Here is a 26,531-nt window from a genome sequence, read left to right on the forward strand (position 1 = left end):
CCAGGCCCGAGGCGGAGTTGCTATAGTTGCCGCCACGGATGAACATAGGGTTGGTAGAGTACGGAAAGTTGGAGTTGGTCGCACAACAGCCTTATCCCTGAATAATTAGAACGTATAGTTCTTAAGAATATAGTGGATGAGGTTGTAACTGTCAGCCTTCTTGGCGTATCCCATCCAGCTATTTAAGACCATCCTGATTTGCTCGGGTTTCATTCGCCTTTGTCTAAGCTTTACCTTGAACTTCCGCAGCTTGCGCTTGATGCGCCGTTTGCTTTCCGTCCGGATCTTCATGTGGGTACTTTTGATTTTGTACCCGCAGAAGTTGACTCCGTTCTTAACCGGAAAGATCTGAGTTTTACCATTCAGTTCAAGCTTGAGCTTATCAGATACGAATTCCCGCACATTCCGGAGTACTTCTTGCGCCGTTTCTTTATCTGGTACAACCATTATAAAGTCATCCATGTACCGAACGTACATTCTTATTTTTAAGCTGTGTTTGATGTACATATCCAGTTCGTGTAGGTAAACATTGGCGAAGAATTGAGAGGTATAACTCCCGACCGGAATTCCCGGATCGTCGACCGAATCAAGGATAATCTTTGTTAGCCAAAGCACCTTCTCATCAGTAATCTTCTGGGCCAGGATATTGAATAAAGTGGCATGATCTACATTGAAAAAGAACTTCTTTACGTCTGCCTTAACGATATATGGGCTTTCTGATTGCTTCTCCGCGAATCTCAAGAAGGTCTGAACTCGTTCGGTTGCTTTGTGCATGCCCTTATTGTCCAGGCAAGCATAACTGTCAAAGATGAACCTAGGGCTGTAAATTGGTTTGATAAAGTTTATGACATACCATTGATGCACGACTCGATCCCTGTAGGGTGCTGCTCTTATCAGCCTCTTTTTAGGCTCATAAACATAGAACTCATCATATCCAGACGGCTTATAGGTTCCTGACTTTAGCTCCCTGGCTAACGCCAGGAGGTTGCCTTCCAGATCCATTTCAAAGCGTATTACTTCCAATCGGAACCGTTTGCCCCGTCTGGCTTTTTTATGAGCCTCCAGCAAGGCCGAGAAGGTCAGAGCCTTATCAAACAGGTGATTATAGGTCTTTGCCAACCGTTGTCTTGATCCACCCGCCCAGGAGCCTTCCCAGCTCATCTAGGCGACGCGACCATTCCATGTAGTTGTTGTTCGAGATATATCTCAGCTTGTGGGACATCCTCACGAACACCTTCTGAATGCTAATTTCAGCATCAATGGCATTAAGTAATTCCAGGCGTGCATTGTGGTTGTTGTAGACTTTATTTGCCCGAAGAATAAGTTTGATAGCCGTGAGCATACTATCTTTAATTTGAGCAACCATGGTGAATTTCTCGGACTTCGGATACTTTGCCAAGAGGTTATATGAGTATTCAACCGTGTCAACATATTTCTGGTAGATAATCAGTTGACCTTGATTTGCTGATGCCAATTCTTTTATGCTCCTTACGGTAAGTAAACTTGTTTATTGACGTTGTCATACGCCCCATGTAAGAGGGTAATGTCGTCGAGATTGATGAACGTTTCAACAAAGATGTTCGCGTTAACCCCGGTCAATGTTGCCCCTTTGAGCGTTTCCAGCTCTATGGCAAGATCGACAATATTTAGTTTCATGCTAAGGTTGCCATGGGCCGAAAGGTCATTGATGTGGTTTTGGACTTCATTCTGAGTGTTATTTAGCCCGGTTGTATTTGCATCAGCTTGTTCCTTAATGGCCACGTCGTTATTCAGCAAGTCCTGGTAAACCGGGTTAAACGTCGAGGGATGGTTCAAGTCAGTTTCTTCCATCGCTCTTATAGTATTCTTGAAAACGCTCTGGCCGACTAAATCAGGCATTCTTGATCAACTCCTTAAAACGGTTCATCCCAATCGAAGTTCATGATGATATCAGCTTCCTTGGTTTTCCCAGAGAATGTTTGTCTGGCAACCATCACGCCTCCTTCATCGAATAAACCGGCCTCCGTGAACACGGTTCCGTTTTGTTCAGTCTTGACGATACTGATTGAATAGCGAACAGTCATCGAGTCAGCCATGGAAATGCTAACGGCTTTTCTCAAAACTTCTGTTTCAAGGGCTGCATCATCAACCGTTGGCGGTACCGGAGTTGATGGGTCATCCAGGGCATGTCCTCCGGTTCCAAGTGCTATATGGGTGATGTGTTTTAAGGGAACAAGTCCGGCTCTGGCTTGGGCCAGGTCAATTCTTCCCTGTGTCGTTGCTACCTGGTACATATTAGCCACTCTCCTTATAGAGTTTGAGTGATAGTAAGCTTACTTCTTGCGGAATCTATTCTCCAAGTCCCATCCATCATGCGGCTGCCATCCATCCGGATTAAGTATGGCGGGATAGGGTTGGAAGCGCGGATGATTTCCGTGGCTTGAAGCAAATAAACTGGAGAAACAGTCTTCTGTGCCGACATCTTTAAGTTAAAGGCGTAAAGCTTAGACTCCGGTGGCCGTGTTGCGTCGATGGCTAATCGCAGTGTTGCAAGATCCTGTGAAAGAAACTTCCGGCCAGTGATTGGGATCCGGATAATGAACTGCGACCATAAACCGACTAGCTCTGGATCCGGATTCGTCTGGTACTTCTCCTTGAATAGGGGATAGAACTCTGCATCAAGGTAGTTCATGGCCCAAAGCGCGTTCACAATTCCTCTGCGGGTACCGGATTTCAAGTAATAGTCCCGGTAATTGATGAGCCTTTTCCGGTAAGCTTCATCATCTTCCCCCGGACTCCGTGACAACTTGCGGTCATATCCATGTTGATCCAGCCCGAGTTCAATGGCCGTTGGGACTAACGCCTGTCTGCGGAGCAGGAACACTTTCGCTTTGGCATCATCAAACATTTTGCCGATAACCTTGAGCCAGATCCAGGAGTCACTGTCTTCCTGGCGTATCGTTTGCTTAAGAAAAGGAGGGGCAATCTTCCAGAGTTTATCCGCAAAACCCATGATATTACACCTCCTGAACAGTGACGGTTATTACTCCCGGAGCAGCCAACTGATTGAAGTTGACTTTAACATCGGCTGCAGGCTCAATCACATCCATACTCAAGACATCTGGGATAAACCAACGGGCTGCCATGATGAGTGAACGGTCAACCCCATAATCCGGGTCGAATTGCGGGGCATTTCCGTCCGTCTGAGGAATGATTTCAAACATCCCGCTAATCAGACTTTCGGCGGATAACTTCATCAGGTCAGCGTTCCCGCGTTTTGGATCCTTATAAATCGTTACGGTTACCGGTACAGTAACAATCTCGCAGGGGAGGACAGCGATATCAGCGATGGCAGAACCGTCATTCTCATATTTAGCAACAACCTGGTCGATAACCGTTTGACTTGGGATCCCTTCAGTGCCGATGATCACCGCATCGATGGTTCCTTGTCCTCTTGGTTGTTGTGTATTTATTCTGGCCCTGGCAACTCCCACAATTTCTTCTGCCATGCTTTTATACATATAGTCGTTCCCGCCGTAAGCAATCGCCACCGTCTTATTCTGAGCGCGCATTCTCAGGCTTTCATCTGTTTCCACGTCCGTGCCTTCTAGCACTAATCCACTGGCATCGTTTTGGACGTAATCGACACCCGGAATGAACACTCCGAATTTGCTAATCTGCCCGACTCCAACATTATACTGGCTGCCGCCAAGTTCAGCTTCAACCTGTACAACGGTTTCTATGACTCCCGGATCCAGGATGGTTTTGGTCTTAACTAAAAATCTCAAAACCTGTCCTTTGTCGTCTTCTTCCGTCGTCACTATGGAGCCTTCGGGAATTGTGGCCTTAAGCGTCGCGTCTGCTCTTCCAATCCGGACATTCCAGATCGCCTTTTGAGCTTGCTTGCGGTACACTCCGGAGCGATCGGCAGCCACTAGGTCAAGCCATCCTCCCGTGGCTGTGCTCAAGAAGAGCTGCATAATAACTTTGGCAAGAAGCTTGTATAAGGCATCAATTGCCTTTGCGGAGATTTCAACCAAAGTGTAGAAAATGCGCCCTGGTCGGAAATTAGTAATGCGGAATTTGCTTGTCTGTAAATCAGCAATGGCATCATCCCGCACTTGTTCAAACGTTTTTAGGTCAAGTAATTCTTCAGGCTTCAATGACACGCACTCCCTCCGGCCCGACAATTACCACAAGGGAAGCAGAAAGGGCATTTTGACCGTCAAGCGTAATATTAAGCGATACTGCCAGTTCTAAATCTCCGCCTTGTTTTAGCACCGGTGTAACCGATACTGTATCCGGAATGACGTTTGGATGTCTTAAAATCACTGCAGCAACTTCCCGAGCTACAGCCGTTCGTTCGGCAGCTGTGTTTTCTGTTTTGACAAACTGCTGCAACCGGCCACCATATTCCGGATGCCAGGATATGATCCCCTGGAATGTCATCAGCTCATCGGCGAGATCCTGAATAATAACATCAACATCCGTCACCGTGGCTGCATCTCCCTCTTGGGAGAGAATAAAGTTACCATTTTCATCGATCGCAATATCTTCGAGTATAGGCAATTTAATACCCCCTAGGCCATGTCTTCAATAAACGCCAGGGAAGGGTCATTGTAATAAAACCCAACACGCACCAGGTCGCCAATCTTCAACCCCGTGAGCCGATCCGGAATCGGCACTGCAGGGATAGGGGGGATGGATTCTAACAGGTTGCCTAGTTTATCAAGTACCTGAATGTCTGCGACATTGACATGAACCCCTATCACTTTGGCTTTCACGGGGAACCGAGAGCTGCCCGGCAGGTCCGGATATTCGTCATTGACAACCTGGATGACGGCTTGTGCAAAAACTTCAACATTTTGTCCCACTGTTTTCAACTCCTAGGCCGGAATACTGAAATATACTTCTGTCCGGATACCGCCCGGACTGACGGTGTAATGATGAACCGTATCCACTAGAGCCTCACTCACCGGTACATCCGGATGATTGATCCCGATATAGGAGGAATGAGTAATTGACGGCATCCCGATGGTGACCAGGCTTCCTTTGGTTCCGTCAAATTCAAGGCTGATAATGTTCGAGCCGTAAGCGAGAAGCGGCATTGTCTTTTGGTCAAGCAATTCATGCCAGTGGAATACTTCTTCCTCATCGAAATAAGGGTCGTAATCTGTTCCCCAGAGCCGGTTGATTTGCTTCACCAATTCAAAACCGTTCGGAGCTGCACTGACAGCATCCTTGCGCGGGAAATCTCTTGGTGTCAAAAACGCTGACCGATTCCCACATCGCTTCAAAGCAAACAGGATCATCTCTTGCGGCGTGACATTGAAAAATGTTTGGTAAACAGGGAGCTTCATGAAATCAACTGCTTTATCCCGCGCCCGATATGGACTGTTAACAATATCCACCTGGCCTTGGAATACTTTCTGCAGTGTTCCTGATGGATCCATGAAATGAAATTCAGTCGGAGCAGCGTCAGTGATGTCTAATTGAACGCCCGAACGGAAGGAGAATTCCAAAATATCCACCGGGTCAAGCCTTGACTTCCAACAATCGAAACTAGCCAGGCCATCCTGTACCAGGCTATTGCCAATCCTAATCTGCGTTCTCAATCTCGTTCACTCCTAGCTGGTTTCTTTAAGCTGCCTGAAGGCATCCAGGTTTGGCGGGATATCGTCATCCGCAGCAATGTCCGAATCTGTCCAAGAGGTTGAATCCGGAGTGTTGGCTGCCGCCACATAACTTCCACCACTTGAGGATCCAGGAGCAGGGATCACTAATTGCTGCCCGACGTAAATCCTGTCAACATCCGCGATGTTATTTGCTGCAGCAAGAGCCTGAACGGTCGTCCCGTACTTCACCGCCAAAGCGGATAAGGTGTCCCCGGATTGGATGGTATAGGTTGTATTGGTTTGAGTTTTCGGACGCTCCTGGACAGTGACCTTGATTGGGACATACTCCTCGAACTCCAGGGATAAATAAATGATGTCGTCAAGATTGGTCTTCCGGCTCCGGAGAGAGGCGAAGGTCACCTGATCCACGCCGTGGGCCTGCGCCTCTTCAGATATAAGCCGGTAAATTTGCGGGATGTCTGTGGTGGGTGATGGCCGGTAGATCTTCCGGATGGCTGCTAGTTTGTCCAGGGCCGTCTGATTGTCGTCATCCATGAGCTTGAGGTTCATCCTCACAAGAGTTGGGTTATATGCAACACGCTGGTTTGCTTTTTTATTCTGGCCTTGGATTTCAACTTGGTCTGATTGGGTGTCGTCCTCAACCTCAATACTCTCAAAGATGCCCGGCAAAACAGTACTCCCGACCATTATCTGTTCTTCGTCCACTCGAATGTCTGCCAATTCATCACCCCCGGTCTTATGGTCTGCGACGGGCCAGGAACTGCCTCAACTCTCTCATGAGATCTTCAGCCTCCTCGCGGTCATCGCCGTAATAGTTAAGTGCAACCAATGGGCCGTTCCGGTCTTTTCCTGACCGGCTATCCTTTTTGGAATTTTGTTCACTGAAAATCTCACGGAAACTGAAAGTTGAACGTTCCATCATCCCGATGCTTGGAGCAGGGAAGCCTCCCCCTCCACCTCCAAAAGAGAGGGCAGGGGAGAGATCCGGAGCGAGCTGCATGCCGTTGAAAATTCGGTTCATGGTTCCTTGCAAAAGTCCCGACCTTGACGACATGCCTCCTGCCAGGGTTTCAATCATGGCTCTTCCGGAACGGGTTAGCCTTGACAACGGGCCTTCTTTTGCATCAGAGAAGGGGAGAAGCTTACGGAGTTTTGTTAATCCCTCTTTGACCATGTCATAAGGCTTGGTGATGACGCTCTTGATTCCTTCAGTAAAGGCATCTAGTAAGGCTGCGCCCGAGGTCTTGAAGTCTGTAACTTTACCCAATAGGTAATCTTTAATCGCCGTCAGGGATTCGGATATGAATTGCTTGCCTTGCTGGAAGCCGCCCATGATCCACTGCCACCCCCGGACAAACGCTGCCGAAACTTGATCCCAGTTTCTCCACAAGAGCACGATTGCCGCAATGAGAGCAATTATCCCAATGACTATCCAGGTGATTGGGTTAGCCATCAAGGCTGCCGTGAATCCCCAAACGGAAGCGATCAGGCCGGGGAGTGCTCGTGCTGCTGCAGCCAATCCTTGTCTGGCGAGCTGGATGAGGCCGAGTGTGAAGTTTCTTAAGCCGGTTGCCGTGGCGATCGCCGCCTGGCGGGCCATGGTTGCAATGCGGAGGCCTATGGACTTGACTGCGTCTGCTGCGTAGAGGCTGCGGATGCGGAAGGTGAGGAATAAATCATTAAGGCCATTCCAAGTTCCACGTATGCCCCTTGCAAATTTACCCAACGTTCCGAACGTATAGCCGAGACTTCCGATAGCTATAGCTGATATGCCAGCTAAACTAAATAAGACTCCAAGACCAGCAACCGTTATTCCTATACCTGCGGCAACTTTTGGATTCGCTTCTGCCCATGCGTTCATTTTGGTTACGATATTGTTCGCCTTGTCAATGAACGGGTCAAAGATCGGCAAGAGGCTCCCGCCAATAGTTTCCTTCAGGTTCTGAATCCTTTGGGTGAAAATCTGCCATTTGGAGCCAGGGTCGATATTCATCGCCCTGGCCATATCCTCTGTGACCTTTGTTCCTCCACGCATAGAATCCTGCAGCCCCGTCACATTAGACTTAAGTTGGTCAATCTTTGGATAGAGAAGGTCAATCAGGGCGACGGCTTCCTCACTGCCGAATGCTTTGGTGATCTGCTGCTTTTCCATAGCATCCAAGGTGCTTCCGTATTTAGTTCTTAACTTCTGCAGGATTTCCGTCATGCCTAAGAGCTGGTTGTTTTGGTCAAGGAAGCTGATTCCTAACTCCTTACCGGCGTTCGCAGCCTGTGTGACAAACGTTCGGTATTTAGTTCCTGCTTCTGATCCGGACATAGTTGCCTGCAGCATGCCCAGTACAGCCAACTGTTCTTCGAGAGGTCGTTTAGCTGAAGTTGCCGAGGCACCAAGGCTGCTAATAGCTTCGGCCATCTGCGGCCCGGTTGTCTTAAACATCTGCACGGCTGAAGCGATCCCGCCGGAAAACATCTTACCGAAGGATTCATCAGACATTTTGTTGTACATATCTTTGTAGATTCCATAACCCGTTGCAAAGAGGCTGGTCATGTCCTGAACGGTTGCCTTGGTTGCCTTGGCTGTTAATGCTGAAAGTCTGGTATACTCAGCAACCCCTGTATCAGACAAAGACGAAATACCTGATTTAACGTCATAAGCTGCAGTGATGAATTGTGCCTTAGTCGTCCCGCTCCATTGATTAGAGAAATCCGTGGCCGCCTTTGTGAGTGCACCTAAATCTTTGATGCCCAAACTCGCCATTTCGCCCAGGGCCGCTTGGGTACCAAAGGTTGATTTAACCGGCATTGCCACTCCGGCAGCCATTCCAGCTCCAGCCGCAAGTATCTGTGCTCCAGAGGTGACCATTGTTCTCGAACGTTCCTGCAGCGATCTTAAGCTTCTTTCAGTTTCATTTACGGCGACCTGTGCTCCGCGCATCGGGCCGCTCATCAGGTCAGATAACCTCATGATGACACTTAGGCGAAAAAGAGTTTCCAAACCCATTTTCACGCCTCCGTTTCTGGTATATAATGGGATGCAAGGAGGTTGATAATAATATGATTTATTTAGCTTTGTGGATTTTGTCCCTAATGTTCATTATCTTCATCTTAAGCGTTGGCTTTGGTACTGTACTTTTCATCATAAAAACAATTCTCTCTATACCGTGTGTCTTTTACATCGAGAACAACAAATATCATCTTCGGCAAAGAGGCTATGATGTTGACTCAAAGGATCTTCCCAAGATGCGTCAAATACTCCGTTTTTACTTTAGAGCTTTAACCCTTCGCCGCCCCCTGCTCCCGTGAGCGGGGTTTTTTTTATCCCCCGCCCAGTGCCTTGGCGATGGCCTGCGCCATCTGATCAATTTGCCGCCTTTCCAACCACAACGCTTTGGACATCAGATCCGCAAACTCATCCATGGAGAACTCTCCATCGCGCCCTAAATAATAGCGGATCAGCAACTGCCCCGAACCGATGAAGCTGGCATCCAGGTCTTCAATCTTTTCCTGGATGGCGGCTATAGTTTTTTTAAGTCAACGAACGCATTGCCTCCGGCCAAGCCGTTTAACTTGTCGGCAATTTGAGTGTGAAGCATCGGATATTCCCGGAAGACTGCTTCCAGATCCGTGCGGCACTCCTCCAGCACAAGTCCCAACAGATAGTTTTTAATAGCCACCGACGGACGAGTTCCTATTTCTTTGAGCAGCCGGTCAATATCAATGGTCTTCGGCTTCTCGAAATAGAACTCTTTTTTTATTTCCTGGCCGTCTTCGCTCTCGATGGTGATAGGCACCCGATAGAGCTGCTTGTCTGGGTATTTGGATTTCATTTCATCGACACTGAGCATTGCTTATCCTCCTCTTATACCGGCTCCACGCCATCTTCAACGATTTTCTCTGCAATGAAAGAGAGTTCCTTAGTCAAGGACTTATCTCCCTGTTTCATACTCTGCGACCTTTCGGTGAAGGTTACCCCTTTAACCACATCAACACGGGTTTTCTCGCCGTCATTGGCATAGCTTGCGGTAATCGGGAAGGGGGGGATCTTATAGAATGACTTGCCGATCATCTTGCAGTAATCAAGAAGGTTCTGATATTCATCCCGGAGGAGGGTTATCTTACCTTCGGCCTTATAATTCCCTTCGCCACGGCCTACAGGCATTGCCCCTTTGCCGTATACCATTTCCTTCTCCTTGGAATCCTTGTACTCGACGCTGTCAATCCCGATAACTACCCCCGTCGGCAGGCTGATGGTGACCGACTCCCAATCATAAACTTTTCCGTTGATCATCTAATTACCCCCTCTTCAGCCTGATCGTCGTGGTGAGCACGCGCATGGTTTCAACCTCGGTCACGCTGAGATCCCAGTCAAGCTCTGCAGATCCAGTGGAGGCAAGCACCAGGTCAAAGCCTTTGATATTCCGCTTGCGCACCATCTCTTCCAGCGGACGTTCCATATTCGCCTTGAGATTATCAATCTCATCTGAATACATCTCACTCTTCATGTAGAACATTCCGGCCTGGTAAGCAGCCACCGCTGCCCGGTCAACCACACGTCTGCTTTTAACCGCTTGAAAGTCCGATCCCGGAGGAGCCATGATATTGGCTTCTTCTACATAGATGCCGGGATATTGGTTGTAAACGCGGGGAACTGTGAATCCCGCATCATTGAGCATCTTCGAGTGAGCCATATTAAATCCTGTCGGGCGAACTTCCAATGCCTGAGTAATGCGGAACCGCTGCACCTTTCCAGCGGACTCTTGAGGCTCAGACTTACCGATGATCCCAGCCACGATAGCAGCCATATTTGCTTCCCGGATCCGTCCGGCCATGTCGGCCATTTCCAGCCGTCCGGCCACCACACAAACCCGAGTATGGGCAAAGAGTCCTTTTTCTGTGATAAGTGCCTGAACGTACTCATCAATGGTTTCGGTTGAATTCTGGTTGCGCGTTTCGCAAACAAAGAATCCAGGAAGCATGTCGGTTGCAAGACTATCAGCCTCTGTACCACATACCGCCCAAAGAGCTGCCGCCGATGGGCCGACCACATGAATAAATTCATAACTGAAAGGGTTTGCCTTAACCACATCCATAGCATTCAGGAAGTCCTGGTTGCTCATTTGCGGCGGTGTTGTCTTGAAGGCGTACTTATCGCCCTTGACAAAGCTCGTCGCAGGATCCACTGCGGCGGTAAAAGTTACCGTCACTCCGGTACCGGTATTGACAACACCATCCACCGGTACCGTCTTAGCAACCGACCAACTATCCCCGCCATCGAGTGACTGACGGTATTGGGCCTCGTTCAAGGCTCCGCCGGTCAAGATTTCAAGTACCACTTCATATTCGCCATTAGGTGTTCCGCTTGAAACGAACGTTGCCTGTCCTGCACCCGTCAAAGTGATGTCCGATACGGTTCCGGCTACACTAGCAGCCGCGATTAAGGCGATAATATCCCCGCCACCGGTCTGCAAGGTGTCAAGGCAAGCATCGGCCAACGGGCCGCTTCCGAGTTCATCCACATCACTTTCGCGGGTAATCGTCTTAAACTTTCCTGCCTGCATCCCTGTGCAATACCCAAGCTTGATGTGTGCCGATCCGGCCAGGGGGATGTATCCGGTACCGCCATCCTGGTATATGACATTATTCTCAGACCATATCACTATTTCTTACCTCCCTTCGGATTTCCGGATACCGGCGTTTTTAACCAGGCATCTCTGGCTTTGATAAATTCTTCCCTGGTTGTACTGAGTCCGTCTGCCCACCCGTAATGATGTTTCATGCCGGTGAAAACAGAAGGGCTGCATAGTTCTTGGGCCAGCTTTTCAATAGGCTCCAAGGCAACCGGCTCAGTCGAGGCTTCCTTTTCCTTTGCCACACTTACACCTCCTTATATCCCCGTCTTAAGAGGCGGTTGTTTGGGTAATTCATGGTCTTTGTAGACACCGCTTATAAACTTGATAATCAATACCGCCAACGCCCGTTCTTTCTGATCAGGCGGCCATTCAATAGTGGCCGGTTCAATAGGCACCCAGTTACCTTTTCCGTCATCCATACCGCCGGGCAAGTTCGCCAGCAACATCTGCAGAACATCATTCACCAGGTCTTCAGTCTTATGAAAAATGTTCACTTCAACCGGCAGGATCCGTTCATAAACCTGGCTGCGTACAAAATGCCGATCAGTCGCATCAGCCCATTTGCTGACCTTACGCTTTTTTTCATTAAGCTCTTCCTTGTTAGCCAGTAAGATAGCGCAAGGATTGGACTTGATGCGTTCAAATGCATCATCATCCCGGTATATTTGGGTAACACCACACTGGGTTTTGAGAATTTCAGTGATTAAATCCTTGGCTGCTTGAATCATTGGCTAATCTTCTCCTCTATAAACTCAGTCAACAGCTCCTGGATGTCCTGCGAGTCTGCCGGGCCAACGCCCAGGTATGGCCGTGCCGGTATTTCCACTTTTTTGCCGCGTCCTGTTTTGCCGCCGAGTTGTTGAATCCCGGCCTGAAGCAGGTTGCTCCCGACCGCAACACCTTCCGGTCTTGCTCTGTAGGCGATGGAGCGCATTAACCGTCCGGTATCCTTTAATATTGCTGCACTGCCTATGATGCGCTGCGCCCGCTTGCTTACTTTGCCTCGTTTAGTTTTGAACCCGCTTGAGCCGTCTTTGTGTTTTGTTCGTCGCCTGGCGCGTGCGATGAGCGTCGCCATGGCTAACGGCTTCCAAGGTCTTCCGTCCGGGGATTTTTCACGCTCAAAACGTTCGATGGCCGACTGCTGCAGCATGGCTCCGATTCGGGTATTCAATCCTTTAAGCTCAAGATCATTCAGCTCAAGGTTGTGGAGCGTTCTGACCAGCCGTTGCCAATCCCCGTCAAGTCTTACGCCCGGCATTAGTCGTACTCACTCCGGAAGCGGTCGCCGAACGCTTTGTTCGGTGCCTTATAAAGAATGGTGCTTTCTCCGGCACCCAGGACAACCTTGCCTTCGGCAATCCGTTCGAGCAAGCGGATGGCATTTTTGTACCTGCGTACAATGTTGTCCTCCTCGTCACTCGTCCATTTGCGCGAAAAGAGGTTATACACGGCGATGTCAACAGCGAGCTTCTTGATCACAGGAGGGATGTTGACAAAGGGAACGGTGTACCTGGTGGAGGCGTACCCATCAATTTCCGAAGAAGCATTGTTTATAGCTGAATCAATATTGGTCATGTTGTAAGTCGGTTCACCGGTATCCGTGGTCACATAGGTGTCATCGTTGGACAATTCGATGAGCTTTTCTTTGGGAATTTGCCCCAGGAGATCATCTAAAGAACAGTACATTTTTCACCTCCAAACAGTTTTCCTTAATCCCCCTGTTACAATCGTGTTAATTCCCCGTTACTACCCCGTTATTTTTTATTAACGTATGAAAGTCGTGGGTAAGGTTGTCTAAGCCAACAGCCTTTTTAAGAGGCATTTACGGGCCTCTGAACGGTATTTCATAACAGAGAGGCAACCCCAGATGAAGGGTTGCCCGTTACCGGGCGTTACCTCTCTGTTAATAATCCGTTATAACCCGCTATTCATGGGCGTTAGCACCTATTTTCCGGTGTTGTCATCCGGGTTGTTGCTGCCGTTTTCATTTCCGGTTCCGTTTCCGTTGTCCGGATTGGTCTTATCCTTCTTTGAATCGACCAACTTGACGGTTCCCATCTTAACCAGCGGGGCCATCTCTTTGGCTGTGCCCTCAATGAATGACCCTGCCTGGAATTTATCACCGTTGTGCTTAACGTTGCCAATAACTACATACTTAGGCATCTGCATCATCCTTCCTAGTTAGTATTCCGGATGAGGAATCCGGCGGTAGGGCCAAGCACCATTGGATCATAGATGTCCCAGACCTCAATGATATCCAGCTTGTTGCCTTCTTTGTACATCCCACTCCTCGGGTGTCCCTTCTTGCGGAAGGTGTAGCCAAAGCTCGGGATTTCCTCGCCGCGTTCTTGCGCTGTAGGAACATAGGCGAGCACTGCGGCGTTGGGCCAGATATCATGGAGAACATCCTTGGAGTCTGCGTATACAGATTCCCCGATCACGATGTTGTCCACGTTGAAAATCTCTTTGACCAAGTCAACCGTTAAGACCCCTTTGACCGCATATTGAATACGCGCGATCAACTTCGGATGTTCCTTGAGCTTATCCCAGGAGCTTGCACCCAGCACCAAGGTGTTGGGGCGGCGGCCAATCTTTTGGCGAACGGTCGTCTTGCCGTCCTCAATATCTTCGATTGGGTTGGAGTTTGCATAATCGCTCCACATCGAAGTTCCGGATAGATCGAGCACATGACCGGCTGCATAGTTGGCAGGATTTAAGACAGCGTCAGCCTGGTCTTTTTCCTTGCGGGTGAGAATGTTGTTGGTGACAACCCGCGTCCGGCGAGCTTCCAGTTCTGTTTGATTCGGAGCCTCTTCGCGTTCATTGACATCAATAGGAATCTCCAGGGATTCTTCGTGAAGTGCGAGCTTGATGGTGTCCCCTTCATTGGGTTGGATCCTTGCACTCTTGGCCTGATTGGCGCGCCTGGTGTTGTAGAGCTTGAAGTCATCCGGGCCAAACCTCCGGATCAGGCCGCCCATCTTTTCAGTTTCGACGATCGGCAGAACCAAGTCCCCGACAAGTCCGACAGGTTTGTAGCCCTGAGCAATCGTGGTCAATACCGGGTCAACAACCCGCACGTTTTTATATGGCATATTTGCACCTCCAGTAATTCAGTTAATTAAGCCTTAAGAGTTGGGGCAACCAGGATGACTTCCACTTTGTCACCGGCTGCAGCGGCAGCCTCCACGGCAATGGCGTTCACAAAATGGCCTGATGCGTCAACCGCCGCAATCGCTTTGCCGTCCGCATCGCTGGTGAGGCGTGTTTCAGCTGCAAAGGCAGTCCCCGCCTCAATGATGGCCGTTCCCATCGTAATCAGGGACATTTGCTTTTCATCGACCTCAGCTCCCTCATGGGTTACGCCTCTGGCCGCTTGGCCGAGTACAGCTTGAGCACCTGAGAAGCTGACAAAGCGGTTCGGATTGATGACTCCTGAAGGCTCAACACCGATGGTTAGAATCGGGAAAAACGTTGCCATAATTGTCCTCCTTACTTACTGACTTTGATCAAAGCTTCCTCATAGGAAACCTTGTTCTTTTCGGCAAAGTCCAGAGCCTTTTGGTGCAACTCCAGACGTTCCGGATCCACACTTGCGCCAAAGTCCTTGTCTTTTGCACCTGAGCCTTTTTCCTCGTGGCCGCCAGCGACTTCACTGAATTTGACGGCATTGGGCATTTTGCTGATGAATCCCTTGAAGAAATCAAGAGGGGAGATCTTGACGTTTGTGGTCTTATCTCCGTCTTTGTCAGCAAATTCAACCGTGACTTCATTGCTCAACCCAGCCATGAATTCCACGAGTCCCGGACGGACGGCAGGGGGGAGCTTGATCTTGTTGACCTCAATGAATTGGGCGTGCTCGGTCGTTTTGAGCTGACGTTTCGTGGCCTCCAGCTCTTGTTCGAGCTGAGAGTTTTTGGCGCTGAATTCGGTTTCCAGCTCTTTGCGAGCATCAGCCTTCATTTGTTCCATCAGAGCCTTTTTTTCCTCTTCGGTCATGGGCATGTCTTTTACCTCCTGTTTATTGGTGGAGAGGGCAAAGTCGCACTGGATGTCAACCCCGCCTTCATCCTCGCTGAATTGAATAGGCTTTAAGCCTTCCACTGCGGGAGCTGCTGCTCCCAAGAATCCCACATGGCGAAGTGTCCAGCCTTCCGGTGTTTTGCGCAGCCGTACGGACACTTGTTTATATCGCCCCTGGTTGACCATGTCTGCAAAGGTCTGCTCAACCTGTTTGAATTTTGCCAGGAGCTTGCCGCCTTCGGCCTTAATGGACTCTACCCAGCCGAACGCAGGATCCTCCATTTTGGGGTGTCCTATAACCAGCGGTGCTTCATACTTAGCCGGGTTATAGTTTTTGGCAATCTGTTCAAGGTCTTGTTCAGAGAAGTCGCCTTGAGGCTCGTACTTTCCCGCCTTGAAAATCTCATACCATTTGCTCACATTCTCATCTCCTTTCTGTATAATTTCTGTTACAACAGACTGGGAGGTAACTCGCGCAAGGCTTTGCCGGGATTTCTGGCAAAGCCAGAATCAGGAATCGGCACGTTGTTTGTCGCCATGGGCTTGATATTTTCACGGGCTGCCTTGTACTTGTTGATAGCAACCACTCCGCACCGGCAGTTGAATCCATTGGGCGGCCACCATTCATTCCAGATTGGGTCATTCTTCGCGGCAACGAAACCGTTCATTGCCCGGTGAGCCGGTCGTGTCTTGCTATCCAGTACGGCAGAATATTTGAAGTAGGGGAATAGGTCGGATAGTTCAGGATCCTGGAATTTCTCCCAGTTTCCAGCTCCATAAGCCGTTTGAATGTTAGTCCTGAACGTCGTTTCCAGGTGCCAGGGATCTGCAGGCTCAAGCCCCATTCGGGTGAATAACTGGTTTGTATTTCGTTTGAACTCTTCCAGGGTGGTTCCTTTTTCAAGAGCCTCCTGGACATATTTCTTGATGGACTCAACCATGTTTTGCCCTTCGGCTGCAGCAATCGTGAAATACTTGTTTTTAAGTTCAGAGCCAAGTTCCCGGTATTTATCGATGTCCACCGGCATCAGGCGGCTGAAATAATCGACGGCTTCTTTCAGATCCAGCGGCTCAGGCTTGATTGTGTAATAACTCGATGAGTCCGCGAACTCGCGCTGTGTTTCCTCGTAATCCTGCCAGGCATCATACTCGCCGATCATGTATCCCGTTATGGCGACGTTGGTTAAGTAGTTGCCCAGGGCTTCAATGGCATCGTTGCTTACTTTCAGGTTGTCTGTATCATCGAAGGAATTCCACCCGAGCATAGCCCGCGAGATTTCACGAGTCAGTCTGCCATAATAAGATTGGCCTCGATCCAAACAGGCGAGGTAATACTGCTGGAGGATGTCACCGCGCTCAAATATCTTCTTGTCTTCCTCATTGGCAAAGTCAACTTGCCTGCCTTTTTGCATGATGTTTGAGAATTGTTGTTGAGAAAACTGAGGGGAAGGCGGCATCTTATTGGCCGGTTGAACCAATTCTTCATCCTTACCCGGTTGAGGGATGTTATAGCGGTTATAGAAATATTTGGTGCTGACCGGGAGGCCCATTTCAACAAGCTTGGTATCGCGTTCGGCCAGATCCTTTTGCGTGCCGTCGTCTTTGTAGAAAATCATGAAAGCCGGATAGTTTTCCTGTGGCCCGAAGTTGAATTCAACCAAAGGGGGTATCAACTGGTTGTTGATGGCCGCCATGATCATCTTGGCATCGGCCTCAGTTAAGTCATCCTTAACCCCTTCATGAACTTGCGCTGCCGAATAACTTCCTGTGTCGCCCATCTCAGTGGTTAACGTCTGTCCGAGAATCGCTTTGCTGATTTCCGCATTGCAGAAGGCCAGGAACAGACGATGCACCTCAGCCTTGTCGCCGTTTGTTTCCTTGAAATCAAGCTCACTGTTGGCTGGGATGGCAACGGCTGCATCTTGTACCAGGGAATCAAGCGCGTCCAGGAGTTCCTGCTTATCACCAGCACTGGCTCCGGGCTGGTACTTGCCGATCGCCGTCGGCATGCCGTACTTCTCAGTGAATATGGCCCAGAATTTGTATCCGTGCTTTTTGAACATCCACGGCCAATAGCACCTGGAATAAATGCGCTCACCATAAGGGTTGCTGTCGTCTTCTTCGTGCTGCACCAGGATGAACTTTGCCGGTGGAATCGCTTCATCATTAAGGCTTGAATAGTTCAGCAAGCGAAGGCTGCCGTCAAGGCCAAAGGTAAACCGCCGACGTTGTCTTGCCTTTAACTCCTTTATCCACCAGGCTCCCTGGCGTTCTTCCCACATGATCTCCATGACTCTGAATCCAACATAGGGAGCATCAAGCATTTGTCTTAAATCCTGGTCGAAGTTAAGCTTCTGCAGGTTCTCTTTGACAAAGTTGGCTATTTCAAGGTCTTTAGGGTTTTCGGTAGCAGGGATGATGTCCCAGTCTTTGCTTAACACTCCGGATTTGCGCGAGAACCGGCAGGCAGATATGTGAGCGTCAGTCTTCATCTCTTCATAGACTTCAGAGTCTTTGCCGGTTTTTCTCAGGATTGGATCCGGGTTAGGGAGCGTCTTAAAGTAGTGGATCCAGTCCGTCTGCATGGTGACCATTTCGGAGGTAACCGGCTTTTTAATTGGTTTTCCGTCTGGGCCTAAAATCATGAGTCATACCCCCCGAAAGAATTCATTCTGCGTCGTCTAACTGTTTCCACCTGGAGTTTTTGCACCGGATTAGTTCCGGCATGGAGAGAGAGCGCATGTCCCCAGAAGCGGTCAGCGTGGCCGTCGGTGCGTTCAGCGTCATATCGAATGTGCCCGGCTGTTGTTACAATTTTGCGGATAGAGTGGAGGTCTTCTCTTATGTGACGATCAGGTGGGATCCGCACGAGCTTATCTTGAAACTTGCGGAGCTGCGTGATTGCCAGCTCTTCTTTAACTGCTTCAGTAAAGTTAACTGGTTCAACTAAATTTCCATAACGTTCCCTGGCTTCTTCCGCTAGCTGTAGTCCTAAACCGGTAGAGTCGAGGCACGCTCTGCGTATCCTTGGAAGACTTAAGAGCCAGTACAATTCTTGTCGTTGAATGCGGAACGGTGTCTTTTCCAGAACTTTGACCATGCGTGTCCAGAAGACATCTCCGATCCTTTCCGTCAGCCAGAAGATAGTAAGGTCACGTTTGCGGCCAATATCCCCACCAAGGAATAGTTCACCTTCAGGCTCAAAGTCTTCCGGGAGAATAATCGTAGCCTTTTCGTCTTCGCAGTCCGTCAGCATGTCATAGGTAAGAAGGGAACCGGCCTCGTCAAGGAATTCGCAGCAGTATTCTTGGAGCCAGTCATCTTCTGATTCACAACCGGCGCGGAGTTCTTCGATGTTAACGTCAAGTCCTTGCTCTTTGGCTTCGTAGATATCGACCTTGTGCTTGCTCCATGTCCCGGTGTTGTCTGTCCAAAGTTGGTAGTATTTGCCCGTCTTGCCGTTCGGAGTAGAGATTACGCGAATCTTGTAGCCTCTGGTAATGGAAGGGTAGAGGGCTGTCCAGATTTTGCGGCTGTCCCGGTGGAAAGCAAACTCATCAAGTACGACATTGCCCGAGAATCCGCGAGCTGTATCAGGATTGGCCGGAAGTCCGTAAACCTTGGAGCCATTAGGAAAGCGCACTTCCAAGAGTTTAATGCTCTCATCGGTGATCTTGAAGTCACTCTCCAGGATTTCACAGGCGATGCCCACGGCCCTGGCGTGCATTGCTACCTTTTCCATTAACTCTTTTGATTGCCGTTCTCCACGAGAGAGAAGCACCCAGGTTGTTTTGTGCTCCACGCAATCAAGGACGACTTCCAGGGCAACCCCAAAGCTGTATCCAGTCTGTCTTCCTTTCAGCGCAATCTTGAAACGGCTCGTATCTTCAACCCAGCGTTTCTGGTATTCGGTTAATTGAACGGGAGCCTCTTTATACGAGTCCATAAATCTGCTCCTTAATGAGCTGCAGTGTTTCTTGATCTAAGTTCTTATTCTTGGCCGTTTCTTCTATTTGCTTGACGGCTGCATCTGCTTTTTGCTTAAACTCAAGCTTTAGACGTTCACGCGCCACCGAACTTTTTTCGATCATTGAGAGGGCTTTAATCGCTTCGATGACCTTCTTGTCCAACTCTCCACCGGCATCTTGTGCAGCCATTAACGCTTCAGTGATAAGTTGACTTGCCAACGTGCTTGCTGCCTCATTAAGTTCTGTGGCAGGTCTATCTGGGTTGGTGTCTACAATAGCTCTAGCCTGATCCCGCACTATCTTAAGTCGTTCCAAGCGGGTTAAGAAGTCTTTGCCGTAACGGCCAACAGAAGACTTGGATATTGACCGTCCCATCTGTTTAAGCCAATCCGCAATCTCCTGGTAACCCCGTCCATCAACTAGGAGTCGGTTCACCTCATCCACAAGTTCAGGCGGCAGATCCGTTGTAACTTTGTGGTGTTTGCGTCTGGTCATTACAGACTCACCCCGACATCCTGGTCAATGTTTCCTTCCAGGAGGTCTTTGCCTTTGGCTGTAAGTTTGGAGATGCGCATCTGCATGTTGAGTTCATGGTTATCAATCTCGTTGTTTTCCACATAACCTTTCTCGGCAAGGTATTCCAGATAACCGGCAAGTACCCCAGAGTTTACAGCATAATTGATGTCATTGAGAGTAAGGCTGATAATCCGATCGCTTACTCCTTCGGGATAGTTAATCTCAAGAATCTTTAATATGCGCCCACGAATTTCGCGAGCTTCACTGCGTTGCATTGCCAACTTATCCACCTCCTAGACGCTTGCCGATATTCTTGTTGATCTCCGTTATTTCCTTGCCAATACCATCTACCTTGTGATCCAGGCTGGCCACCGCCCGGATGAAGTCATCACTCATCACGTAAGTGTGGGGGAGAGTGGCTTTGAAGTCTGCCAATTCTTCTTGGACTTTTTCAATCTCCCGTTTGTTCTCGTCAATTTCTCCGCGCACCGATGAGCGGATATCTTTTAAGAAGTAGCCGATGATACCGAGAGCTGCAGAAACTATGGCAATCAACACAGTCATAACCGGTTGATATAAATCAGATGGAACGTTGTTCATTCGACGTTACCCCCACCGCTTCAGAAACAGGTTCATCAACCTTTGCTTGAGATTCCAGCGTTGACACCTCTGTTTTGTCTTTTGCCTGAGCTGCGGTGTTTTGATTAGGTTCCGTCAACGATATCTGTGCGGCCTTATTTGCAGAACTTATGAGAGTATTTGTTTTGAGCTTCAGGACTTTTTGCTCGATTGTATTCTCGACAAAGGTTTGTGCGTCGCCAAGTCCCTGGCTTAAAATATCCATGAGTTCAGGCCCAGCTAATAAGGTCACTTCATCAACTGCCTCTTTGCCGACCGCCAATAACTCTTCGCGGTCGACCTTGCCGTCCTGAACCGCCTTTCTCAAGTCGGCGGCCACTGTTTGTTCAAACTTAGCCACTGAGCGTTCGGCCAGATCATCCAGGCGTGCAATGGCATCCTTCAGAACACTGGACTGCTCTTGATTTTTCAGTCCGTTTGTTTCGGCTGCTAAATGGGCTGTTCCCTTGCGAAGGTAGGCGATGAGATAGGCGAATACCAACCCCAAGAGTGCCAGGATCAGATCTGCTCCACCTTGCATCAAGGTTTGCTTGAAAGCTTCATTCATACTTCTTCCTCCTTAAACATGTTCAAGGTCTTACAAAAACCGCCGCGCCTACATATAGACCACTCCTTTTTAGGTAAAATAAAAAATCCCAGTGTTGTCCTTCACTGGGATTTTACCCTTTTTATCCTCCGACTCTCAAAGAAAGTACTTGAGAAATTTACTTGTCTAAAAAGTCCACGAAACTCAATTGATCCGGGCCTCTTTCGGCCAGTATCTGCCTGATCCACGCCTCTGTGAGTCCATACTTTCGTGCCAACAGTCGATGGTTTGTCCCATTGAATTCCGCTTTGATACGCTCGTCGCGCATCTTGCGCAAAACAGTATCCATCTTGGGCAGATAAAGCGTGGATCCTTGGAACTTATCGGCAATCTTCAAAGTGCTTTCTAATCCGATCATCCGACTGATTTCTTGATATGGCTCCGGGAGGTCTTCGGGAGTGAGGTCTTTTGTCCATTCGACATCAGGCACCTGCAATCACCACCTTCATTATACCCCGTTGGAAACGTTTTGCGCCACCCGTTCAACTTGATTCTTTAACCCCTCAATGATACGCCATGCTTTGGCCGGGGTGAGCCATTCAGATCTTTCAACTCCGCCGTATTTCTTAATGTATCCTTGGAGGCGTTTCGGGTTGTTGTCCCAGCCCAGTTCCTTGGCGAGTTGGTTTATCTTCCAGAGTTGTTCCTTACTTACCCGGTTCTCAGATTTGGCCTTCGGTTTATTCTTTGATTTCATAGCATCAATAACCTTCATGGCCTGCTGCTTCGTCAGGGCACTAATGCTTTTCGATCCGGTCACATTAGCCACAAACTCATGGAGTAAATCGCTGTCCAGGCCATTCTCTTTAGCCATCGCCCAGATCTTTGCGATTTGAGCCTTATTGACCTTTTCCATCACTCCACCTCACTTTTAGGTTATTTCACCGTCAGGGCAACCCTTGTATTTCCGTATTCCCGGCTGAGTATTGCCCGGTGATTGCTTCCCACCAGCTTTACACTGTATCTTCCGTCCTGGCATCGTTTAGGTCGGTTAAGTTTCAAGCTGCGTCCAATCCAACTTTTTTGAGCTGCCGGAGAAGCATTTCCCACTCGTTCTTTATATCTCTCTTTGTAATGGTCGGTTAAGATGACCATTTTTATCTCCCCCCAGGTTACTCAGGGGATAAGCCCCCAAGCTTTTGACAGCATGAATGCAGCAATGATGTAACCCAGGCTGAAGCCGCAGAAAACTAGCATGAATGATTCTCCAAAGCTTGTTTTTCTCACTTCAACCGCTCCCGATCCACTTCATACCAGAAGGTGTCTTCCACTTTTTTTGTAGCACCAATACTGGCAATTGCATCGTCAGGATAGCCTCTGAGCACGTCTTTATCGACGGACTCTTTAACGATGATACAGTCATTCATCTTCTTGGCCCTCAGTGAGGCAATGACCGCCTTGACGTTCTTGAAGACAATCTTTGTGCTTTGCCGGAATCCGACATTGCCAAAGCTCAAAGGCATTGTTTTGCCCTTGATTTCAGATCGGTTCTCCTCGACAAATATTTTAATCTCCAGAGCCAGTTTCTCAATCCGCTGCCGTAAAGGCTGCGCCTTCATTTCTGCATCCAGCTTGAGATCCTGGATCTTCTGATTGAGGTCGCCTTCAATGGTTTCGATGGCAATCTCACATTCACCGATTTCCTTGAGGTTTAAGTTTACATCATCCCAACTTTTTAAGACGGGTTCATTCTGAATTCTTACTCTTGCCATAGTTTAGCCCTCCCAAGCCGTATCTCCAACTTCAAGTTCTTGTGATTTTTCGGGATCATTCGCAGTACTCTGGCAGCTCTCGCAGCGTTGCCTCAATGATTCGGTAATGAGTAAAATCGCTTCGGCCCTGCTCATCGCATCCTGCTTGTATCCATTGAGTGCCGACAAAACAGCATCGCCTACACTGATCAACTTATCCAACCCCCTTGATCTCATTAGGCTTTTTGGCAACCAGCATCCCGCTTTTCTCATCCCAGACGCAAGCGATCCGGGAGGGGACAGGGAAACCGTGTTCTTTGATTTGCTTCACGACGGCGACAGCATTGAAGTGAACCGCTTTGGTTGTCTTGCCTTTTTCTCCTTGGGTGATAAAGCCGTCAGTATCATTGATAATGGCAACATAGGCTTTATTGATGCCAACCTTGACTTTGTCACCTGGTTCAATACCTGCAGCGGAAGCAGCAGTGTGTGAAATCCTTATCTGAGTCTTGGTGACTCTGATATACATCTCAATGCCCGAACCCTTCTTGCGGGATTCGTTTCCGTACCAGGAAAATGCGTCTTTTTGCCAATGGGTTTCTACTGCTCCCGACGGAGCTGCAGATCTCAGGTCGCGTGGCACCGGACTGCGGTGGCTTGGTGTTCCTCTCATAATTTTTACCCCCTTTCGTAAGGCTCCTCTTTCAGGCATCGGGTGCCAACCCGTGCGAGGGGGAGGGGCGCATCAGCCCCGATTTCTTTTCTCTATTTCGTTCAGTTCTTGTTCGAGCTGCTGTATTCTTTGCAGGTAATACTCCAGCGTTGCATTCATGTTTTGTTTCAACCCCTCGATATCCTTGCGGATTTCAGACGCTCCGGATAATCGAACAAATTGAGCCTCAGACATTCCCGTCATATCCCTAATAAATTGCCGTCTGCATCGCTCATGGATGATGGTATCACCAATTATTGTCCATTCGTCTTCCCAGACAATCTCTTTGCAAGCAGGGCATTGTTCAATGACGATGCTTCCGGATGCCATTTGGCCACCATCCCTCAGAGATCAATTATCGGTTTAACAACCTTTTCATATAAATCCACGACATTGTACTTTGCTTCTCCGTTACGGATCTTCTCTTCAAAGAACTTCTTAAGCTCCATCGCGATTTTCAATAACTTTAAGACTCCTATTTCCTCGGGAGAGATTTTCTTCTTCGTTCCCGCAGGCGGCTTCATGCAGGAAATGGCGCGGTATAAATATTGGATGTCCGTATAAGCTCCGAAAGTTCCCTCAAATTCAGCGATAACTTCTTCGGCGAACTTCCTCCGGTTCAGTTTCGGCTTCACAGGAGGGAGGATCCCGTCCTCTCTGAGTTCCTCCCGAATCTGTTTTCTGACTTTCTTCTGTGTGTTGGTAAGCTTTTTGTATCCTTTTTTCTTTTGCATCTCCAGCCACCTACCTGCGGCCAGCTTTAATGTACTTGATAACTTCCAGAGCAGTGTCATCACCATCATTGCCACTGATCAGATCGTGAAGAGGTATCTGCTTGCCGTCAATCTTGTAGTCATCTGGCTGGTACCCAACACCATAAACCTTACTGGCTGCGAGTACTGTGTTCCATGTTAGATCCTTAAGCATGATGGATGGTGCTTTCAGGTGAGCCTGCAGGCGAGGAACAATTCCAGCCTCTGGGTACCCAATGAATACGATCAAGGCATCTATCACGGAAGTTTGAGCAATGGTTTCAGATGCGACAGGAGCCGGTGTGTAAGCTATCCCGAAGAAATCGCATATTCCATGCACATGGGCGTCCGCAATAGCTTCAATAATGTTTGAATTCTTCAGTTTTTCCGCATCCTCTTTGGTGTCAATAAACCCGTTTTCTGTGAGAATGGCAGGCATAACAGTTTCGCGGAGGACTTGAAAATTACTGAATTTAACCCCTCTGCTGGCCCAGTTCCCCGCATCAACCAGATAGGGAAGAACCTTCCTGGCGCATTCTTCAGCTTTTCCTCCGCTTGCCAAGGCATGAACCTCGACTCCGGTACCACCACCGGCATTCACATGCACTGATACAAAGAGATCGGCTTTTGCAGCATTGGCAATTTGGCAGCGGGTTCGTAAAGATTCACTTAGTGTTCCGTGTGCCCCGTTTACAAACGGCCCTTCACGGGTTAGGACTACCTCAAAAGATCTTTGTTCCAACTTCCTTCTGATTCGCAAGACAATATCCAGTGTGATATTTTGCTCCAACAGCCCATTTCCTTGGGCACCGGTGTCGGCTCCGCTGTCATTGTGGCCTGCATCAAGACAAACTTTAGGCATTTTATTCCCCCTTTCGTATGGCTCCTCATTCAGGCACCGGCTGCCAAGCCGGGCAAGGGGAGGAGGCTATAAGCCTCCATTATCACTATTTAACCGCTGGGACTCCTTCGACTGCACCGGCAATCCGTTTGAGTAATTGATAGAACGGCTCCCAATCTCCATCATTGCTGTATCCTGGTGATTTAGCATAGATCCGAGGATATCTCAGGTTGTGCCGCTGGTACTCAATATACCTTCGCGCCTCTTCTCTACTGAAGAAGTAAGCCACATCGCGCCAATCTGTTTCGTTGTAGTTGCCTCTTTTTGGCCTTTTGGCTCCTTCAAAATCCTGAACGATAAACAAAGGACTTCTGGTTCCCAGGGTGTCTGTGTGTAAGAACTGCTTTAAGAGGCGTTGAGTTTCCGGAGGAACATCCACGAAAATCAATTTGTTGTCCACGACCGCACCCCTTAAACGTTGAAACTCAGAACAATTTGACCAAGCTCTTCGACTAGTTCCTCATCAATGACTTCACCATGAGTCACTTCCAGGAGTCTACCCAGAGCTTTGACGAGCTGCCGGATCCCGCGCTTTGTTCCGATGGTTACCAGGAGTTCTGATGCTTTTGGAGTAAGGTTGATGCCTGTCAGAAACGCAGCTGCCTCATTTTTGGTCAATCCGTTAAGCTTCTGAAAATAACCAATGCGGTCACGGATCCGTGCCATCTCCGGACGGTCTTCAGCAAAGGCCAAGATGCGTTCGGCAAGGTTCTGGTTTCCGCAAAGCACGATGCCGATGTTTCCAGTTTTATCATAAATAGCGCGGATGGTTTCAAAGATTTTCGGCCCTCTTAGGAGATCCGCTTCGTCATACACCAGGAGCACCGGCCTAACCTTCAGTTCCTTAACGATTTTTCTCATAAGAGATGCCGACGTGCCTCTGACTTCAATATCAAGAGCTTCGGCGGTTTCAACCAATATGCTCTTGACCGTGCTGGTTTCATCGCAAGTAATGACTTCCATAGGAATGTTGGCAAGGTTATGGTAGGTTTCCAAGGCGTATGTTTTGCCGGTACCGGGCTTGCCGATGACCAATCCGAACTCTCCGTTCTCAAAGCTCTTGCGGCAGATCCCCCAGACGCGGGCCATATCTTCCGTCTGAATCATTTTTGGCGGCTTGGACGGGTTTATTTTCCCAACAGGTTGAGGTACTTGGGGAAACTCAAGAGTCACTGCGCTTTGGTCTGCGGCCACCGCAACCTCTGCCAGCGCATCACTCTCTTGCCACCTTCCGATTTTTATGAGATAATTTCTAATGAGCGTTTCAAACTCGTCGTTAGCCTTATATTTGTCGTTGATGTACAGGCTAACCGTACTGTGAGATTTGCCTATGGCCTTGGCAACCTCACTCACAAGGGTGCCCTCCTCCCGGATCAGCCGGTGCAGGAGGGTTCTTTCTTTTGACCATTCCGGAGTTGGTTTCACGATGTCCTGATTACCCATGATTTCATTAGCGTTCTTTGCCATACTTGTATTCCTCCTTAAAATTTGTTTT

The 26,531-nt window shown here is 48.8% G+C and carries 39 protein-coding genes; all 39 read right to left on the reverse strand.

Annotated elements, in window-relative coordinates; all coding sequences use genetic code 11:
* Nucleotides 1–105: 105 nt before the first annotated feature.
* On the reverse strand, nucleotides 106–1,119 hold the full coding sequence (locus ACYQ2N_RS13895) for a reverse transcriptase domain-containing protein (RefSeq protein ID WP_459999845.1): 1,014 nt from the start codon (nucleotides 1,117–1,119) through the stop codon (nucleotides 106–108).
* Nucleotides 1,103–1,474 carry a diversity-generating retroelement protein Avd gene (gene avd / locus ACYQ2N_RS13900; RefSeq protein WP_459999846.1) on the reverse strand — a complete coding sequence of 124 codons (372 nt, stop codon included), beginning with the start codon at nucleotides 1,472–1,474 and terminating at the stop codon, nucleotides 1,103–1,105. Before avd ends, ACYQ2N_RS13895 begins: the two co-directional genes overlap by 17 nt.
* A gap of 14 nt (nucleotides 1,475–1,488) precedes the next feature.
* A complete protein-coding gene (locus ACYQ2N_RS13905; protein ID WP_459999847.1) occupies nucleotides 1,489–1,878 on the reverse strand; it encodes a hypothetical protein in 390 nt (129 codons plus the stop codon).
* Nucleotides 1,879–1,892: 14 nt separating this feature from the next.
* On the reverse strand, nucleotides 1,893–2,273 hold the full coding sequence (locus tag ACYQ2N_RS13910) for a hypothetical protein (RefSeq protein WP_459999848.1): 381 nt from the start codon (nucleotides 2,271–2,273) through the stop codon (nucleotides 1,893–1,895).
* Between the two features lie 14 nt (nucleotides 2,274–2,287).
* Nucleotides 2,288–2,992 carry a hypothetical protein gene (locus tag ACYQ2N_RS13915; protein WP_459999849.1) on the reverse strand — a complete coding sequence of 235 codons (705 nt, stop codon included), beginning with the start codon at nucleotides 2,990–2,992 and terminating at the stop codon, nucleotides 2,288–2,290.
* A gap of 4 nt (nucleotides 2,993–2,996) precedes the next feature.
* A complete protein-coding gene (locus ACYQ2N_RS13920; RefSeq protein ID WP_459999850.1) occupies nucleotides 2,997–4,148 on the reverse strand; it encodes a baseplate J/gp47 family protein in 1,152 nt (383 codons plus the stop codon).
* Nucleotides 4,132–4,548, reverse strand: a complete 417-nt coding sequence (locus tag ACYQ2N_RS13925; RefSeq protein ID WP_459999851.1) for a GPW/gp25 family protein — start codon at nucleotides 4,546–4,548, stop codon at nucleotides 4,132–4,134. Before ACYQ2N_RS13925 ends, ACYQ2N_RS13920 begins: the two co-directional genes overlap by 17 nt.
* A gap of 11 nt (nucleotides 4,549–4,559) precedes the next feature.
* A complete protein-coding gene (locus ACYQ2N_RS13930; protein ID WP_459999852.1) occupies nucleotides 4,560–4,853 on the reverse strand; it encodes a hypothetical protein in 294 nt (97 codons plus the stop codon).
* 12 nt (nucleotides 4,854–4,865) lie between these two features.
* Nucleotides 4,866–5,594, reverse strand: coding sequence for a hypothetical protein (locus ACYQ2N_RS13935; protein WP_459999853.1), 729 nt, complete (start codon nucleotides 5,592–5,594; stop codon nucleotides 4,866–4,868).
* Between the two features lie 12 nt (nucleotides 5,595–5,606).
* Complete coding sequence (locus tag ACYQ2N_RS13940) at nucleotides 5,607–6,335, reverse strand: LysM peptidoglycan-binding domain-containing protein (RefSeq protein ID WP_459999854.1); 729 nt, start codon at nucleotides 6,333–6,335, stop codon at nucleotides 5,607–5,609.
* A gap of 16 nt (nucleotides 6,336–6,351) precedes the next feature.
* Nucleotides 6,352–8,616: a phage tail tape measure protein gene (locus ACYQ2N_RS13945; protein WP_459999855.1), complete on the reverse strand. Its 2,265-nt coding sequence runs from the start codon at nucleotides 8,614–8,616 to the stop codon at nucleotides 6,352–6,354.
* A 514-nt stretch (nucleotides 8,617–9,130) separates the two neighbouring features.
* A complete protein-coding gene (locus tag ACYQ2N_RS13950; protein WP_459999856.1) occupies nucleotides 9,131–9,460 on the reverse strand; it encodes a DUF6848 family protein in 330 nt (109 codons plus the stop codon).
* 14 nt (nucleotides 9,461–9,474) lie between these two features.
* Nucleotides 9,475–9,903 carry a hypothetical protein gene (locus ACYQ2N_RS13955; protein ID WP_459999857.1) on the reverse strand — a complete coding sequence of 143 codons (429 nt, stop codon included), beginning with the start codon at nucleotides 9,901–9,903 and terminating at the stop codon, nucleotides 9,475–9,477.
* A gap of 4 nt (nucleotides 9,904–9,907) precedes the next feature.
* Nucleotides 9,908–11,272 carry a DUF2586 family protein gene (locus tag ACYQ2N_RS13960; RefSeq protein ID WP_459999858.1) on the reverse strand — a complete coding sequence of 455 codons (1,365 nt, stop codon included), beginning with the start codon at nucleotides 11,270–11,272 and terminating at the stop codon, nucleotides 9,908–9,910.
* Nucleotides 11,272–11,487 (reverse strand): hypothetical protein, encoded by a 216-nt coding sequence (locus ACYQ2N_RS13965; RefSeq protein WP_459999859.1) that lies wholly within the window; start codon nucleotides 11,485–11,487, stop codon nucleotides 11,272–11,274. The genes ACYQ2N_RS13960 and ACYQ2N_RS13965 overlap by 1 nt, the downstream gene beginning before the upstream one ends.
* Before the next feature lie 12 nt (nucleotides 11,488–11,499).
* The gene (locus ACYQ2N_RS13970; protein WP_459999860.1) at nucleotides 11,500–11,973 is read right to left on the reverse strand and encodes a hypothetical protein; all 474 of its coding nucleotides are present in this window, start codon (nucleotides 11,971–11,973) and stop codon (nucleotides 11,500–11,502) included.
* The gene (locus ACYQ2N_RS13975) at nucleotides 11,970–12,506 is read right to left on the reverse strand and encodes a phage virion morphogenesis protein (RefSeq protein WP_459999861.1); all 537 of its coding nucleotides are present in this window, start codon (nucleotides 12,504–12,506) and stop codon (nucleotides 11,970–11,972) included. Before ACYQ2N_RS13975 ends, ACYQ2N_RS13970 begins: the two co-directional genes overlap by 4 nt.
* Entirely contained in the window at nucleotides 12,506–12,934 is a 429-nt protein-coding gene (locus tag ACYQ2N_RS13980) for a gp436 family protein (protein WP_459999862.1), read from the reverse strand. The genes ACYQ2N_RS13975 and ACYQ2N_RS13980 overlap by 1 nt, the downstream gene beginning before the upstream one ends.
* Nucleotides 12,935–13,192: 258 nt before the next feature.
* Nucleotides 13,193–13,411 carry a hypothetical protein gene (locus ACYQ2N_RS13985; protein ID WP_459999863.1) on the reverse strand — a complete coding sequence of 73 codons (219 nt, stop codon included), beginning with the start codon at nucleotides 13,409–13,411 and terminating at the stop codon, nucleotides 13,193–13,195.
* 14 nt (nucleotides 13,412–13,425) lie between these two features.
* Complete coding sequence (locus tag ACYQ2N_RS13990) at nucleotides 13,426–14,343, reverse strand: major capsid protein (protein ID WP_459999864.1); 918 nt, start codon at nucleotides 14,341–14,343, stop codon at nucleotides 13,426–13,428.
* Nucleotides 14,344–14,369: 26 nt separating this feature from the next.
* A complete protein-coding gene (locus ACYQ2N_RS13995; protein ID WP_459999865.1) occupies nucleotides 14,370–14,729 on the reverse strand; it encodes a capsid cement protein in 360 nt (119 codons plus the stop codon).
* A gap of 11 nt (nucleotides 14,730–14,740) precedes the next feature.
* Nucleotides 14,741–15,691 (reverse strand): hypothetical protein, encoded by a 951-nt coding sequence (locus ACYQ2N_RS14000; RefSeq protein WP_459999866.1) that lies wholly within the window; start codon nucleotides 15,689–15,691, stop codon nucleotides 14,741–14,743.
* A 29-nt stretch (nucleotides 15,692–15,720) separates the two neighbouring features.
* On the reverse strand, nucleotides 15,721–17,916 hold the full coding sequence (locus ACYQ2N_RS14005; RefSeq protein ID WP_459999867.1) for a phage portal protein family protein: 2,196 nt from the start codon (nucleotides 17,914–17,916) through the stop codon (nucleotides 15,721–15,723).
* Nucleotides 17,913–19,217: a terminase large subunit domain-containing protein gene (locus tag ACYQ2N_RS14010; protein ID WP_459999868.1), complete on the reverse strand. Its 1,305-nt coding sequence runs from the start codon at nucleotides 19,215–19,217 to the stop codon at nucleotides 17,913–17,915. Before ACYQ2N_RS14010 ends, ACYQ2N_RS14005 begins: the two co-directional genes overlap by 4 nt.
* Complete coding sequence (locus ACYQ2N_RS14015; protein WP_459999869.1) at nucleotides 19,204–19,734, reverse strand: phage protein Gp27 family protein; 531 nt, start codon at nucleotides 19,732–19,734, stop codon at nucleotides 19,204–19,206. Before ACYQ2N_RS14015 ends, ACYQ2N_RS14010 begins: the two co-directional genes overlap by 14 nt.
* Entirely contained in the window at nucleotides 19,734–20,036 is a 303-nt protein-coding gene (locus ACYQ2N_RS14020) for a hypothetical protein (RefSeq protein WP_459999870.1), read from the reverse strand. The genes ACYQ2N_RS14015 and ACYQ2N_RS14020 overlap by 1 nt, the downstream gene beginning before the upstream one ends.
* Nucleotide 20,037: 1 nt before the next feature.
* Nucleotides 20,038–20,355, reverse strand: a complete 318-nt coding sequence (locus tag ACYQ2N_RS14025) for a hypothetical protein (RefSeq protein WP_459999871.1) — start codon at nucleotides 20,353–20,355, stop codon at nucleotides 20,038–20,040.
* Nucleotides 20,336–20,941 (reverse strand): hypothetical protein, encoded by a 606-nt coding sequence (locus ACYQ2N_RS14030; protein WP_459999872.1) that lies wholly within the window; start codon nucleotides 20,939–20,941, stop codon nucleotides 20,336–20,338. Before ACYQ2N_RS14030 ends, ACYQ2N_RS14025 begins: the two co-directional genes overlap by 20 nt.
* 157 nt (nucleotides 20,942–21,098) lie before the next feature.
* Nucleotides 21,099–21,410, reverse strand: coding sequence for a Mor transcription activator family protein (locus tag ACYQ2N_RS14035; RefSeq protein ID WP_459999873.1), 312 nt, complete (start codon nucleotides 21,408–21,410; stop codon nucleotides 21,099–21,101).
* Between the two features lie 18 nt (nucleotides 21,411–21,428).
* The gene (locus tag ACYQ2N_RS14040; RefSeq protein WP_459999874.1) at nucleotides 21,429–21,836 is read right to left on the reverse strand and encodes a regulatory protein GemA; all 408 of its coding nucleotides are present in this window, start codon (nucleotides 21,834–21,836) and stop codon (nucleotides 21,429–21,431) included.
* A 20-nt stretch (nucleotides 21,837–21,856) separates the two neighbouring features.
* Nucleotides 21,857–22,075 carry a hypothetical protein gene (locus ACYQ2N_RS14045; protein ID WP_459999875.1) on the reverse strand — a complete coding sequence of 73 codons (219 nt, stop codon included), beginning with the start codon at nucleotides 22,073–22,075 and terminating at the stop codon, nucleotides 21,857–21,859.
* Between the two features lie 128 nt (nucleotides 22,076–22,203).
* Nucleotides 22,204–22,692 (reverse strand): host-nuclease inhibitor Gam family protein, encoded by a 489-nt coding sequence (locus tag ACYQ2N_RS14050; protein ID WP_459999876.1) that lies wholly within the window; start codon nucleotides 22,690–22,692, stop codon nucleotides 22,204–22,206.
* 3 nt (nucleotides 22,693–22,695) lie between these two features.
* Nucleotides 22,696–22,884, reverse strand: coding sequence for a hypothetical protein (locus ACYQ2N_RS14055; RefSeq protein ID WP_459999877.1), 189 nt, complete (start codon nucleotides 22,882–22,884; stop codon nucleotides 22,696–22,698).
* A 1-nt stretch (nucleotide 22,885) separates the two neighbouring features.
* The gene (locus ACYQ2N_RS14060) at nucleotides 22,886–23,344 is read right to left on the reverse strand and encodes a hypothetical protein (RefSeq protein ID WP_459999878.1); all 459 of its coding nucleotides are present in this window, start codon (nucleotides 23,342–23,344) and stop codon (nucleotides 22,886–22,888) included.
* A 72-nt stretch (nucleotides 23,345–23,416) separates the two neighbouring features.
* Nucleotides 23,417–23,713 carry a hypothetical protein gene (locus ACYQ2N_RS14065; RefSeq protein WP_459999879.1) on the reverse strand — a complete coding sequence of 99 codons (297 nt, stop codon included), beginning with the start codon at nucleotides 23,711–23,713 and terminating at the stop codon, nucleotides 23,417–23,419.
* A gap of 14 nt (nucleotides 23,714–23,727) precedes the next feature.
* Nucleotides 23,728–24,117 (reverse strand): addiction module toxin RelE, encoded by a 390-nt coding sequence (locus tag ACYQ2N_RS14070; RefSeq protein ID WP_459999880.1) that lies wholly within the window; start codon nucleotides 24,115–24,117, stop codon nucleotides 23,728–23,730.
* A gap of 10 nt (nucleotides 24,118–24,127) precedes the next feature.
* Nucleotides 24,128–24,997, reverse strand: a complete 870-nt coding sequence (locus tag ACYQ2N_RS14075) for an N-acetylmuramoyl-L-alanine amidase family protein (RefSeq protein ID WP_459999881.1) — start codon at nucleotides 24,995–24,997, stop codon at nucleotides 24,128–24,130.
* Nucleotides 24,998–25,082: 85 nt separating this feature from the next.
* Nucleotides 25,083–25,436: a hypothetical protein gene (locus tag ACYQ2N_RS14080; protein WP_459999882.1), complete on the reverse strand. Its 354-nt coding sequence runs from the start codon at nucleotides 25,434–25,436 to the stop codon at nucleotides 25,083–25,085.
* Between the two features lie 11 nt (nucleotides 25,437–25,447).
* Nucleotides 25,448–26,503 (reverse strand): AAA family ATPase, encoded by a 1,056-nt coding sequence (locus ACYQ2N_RS14085; RefSeq protein ID WP_459999883.1) that lies wholly within the window; start codon nucleotides 26,501–26,503, stop codon nucleotides 25,448–25,450.
* Nucleotides 26,504–26,531: the final 28 nt, after the last annotated feature.

This window comes from Paradesulfitobacterium aromaticivorans (assembly GCF_054657415.1).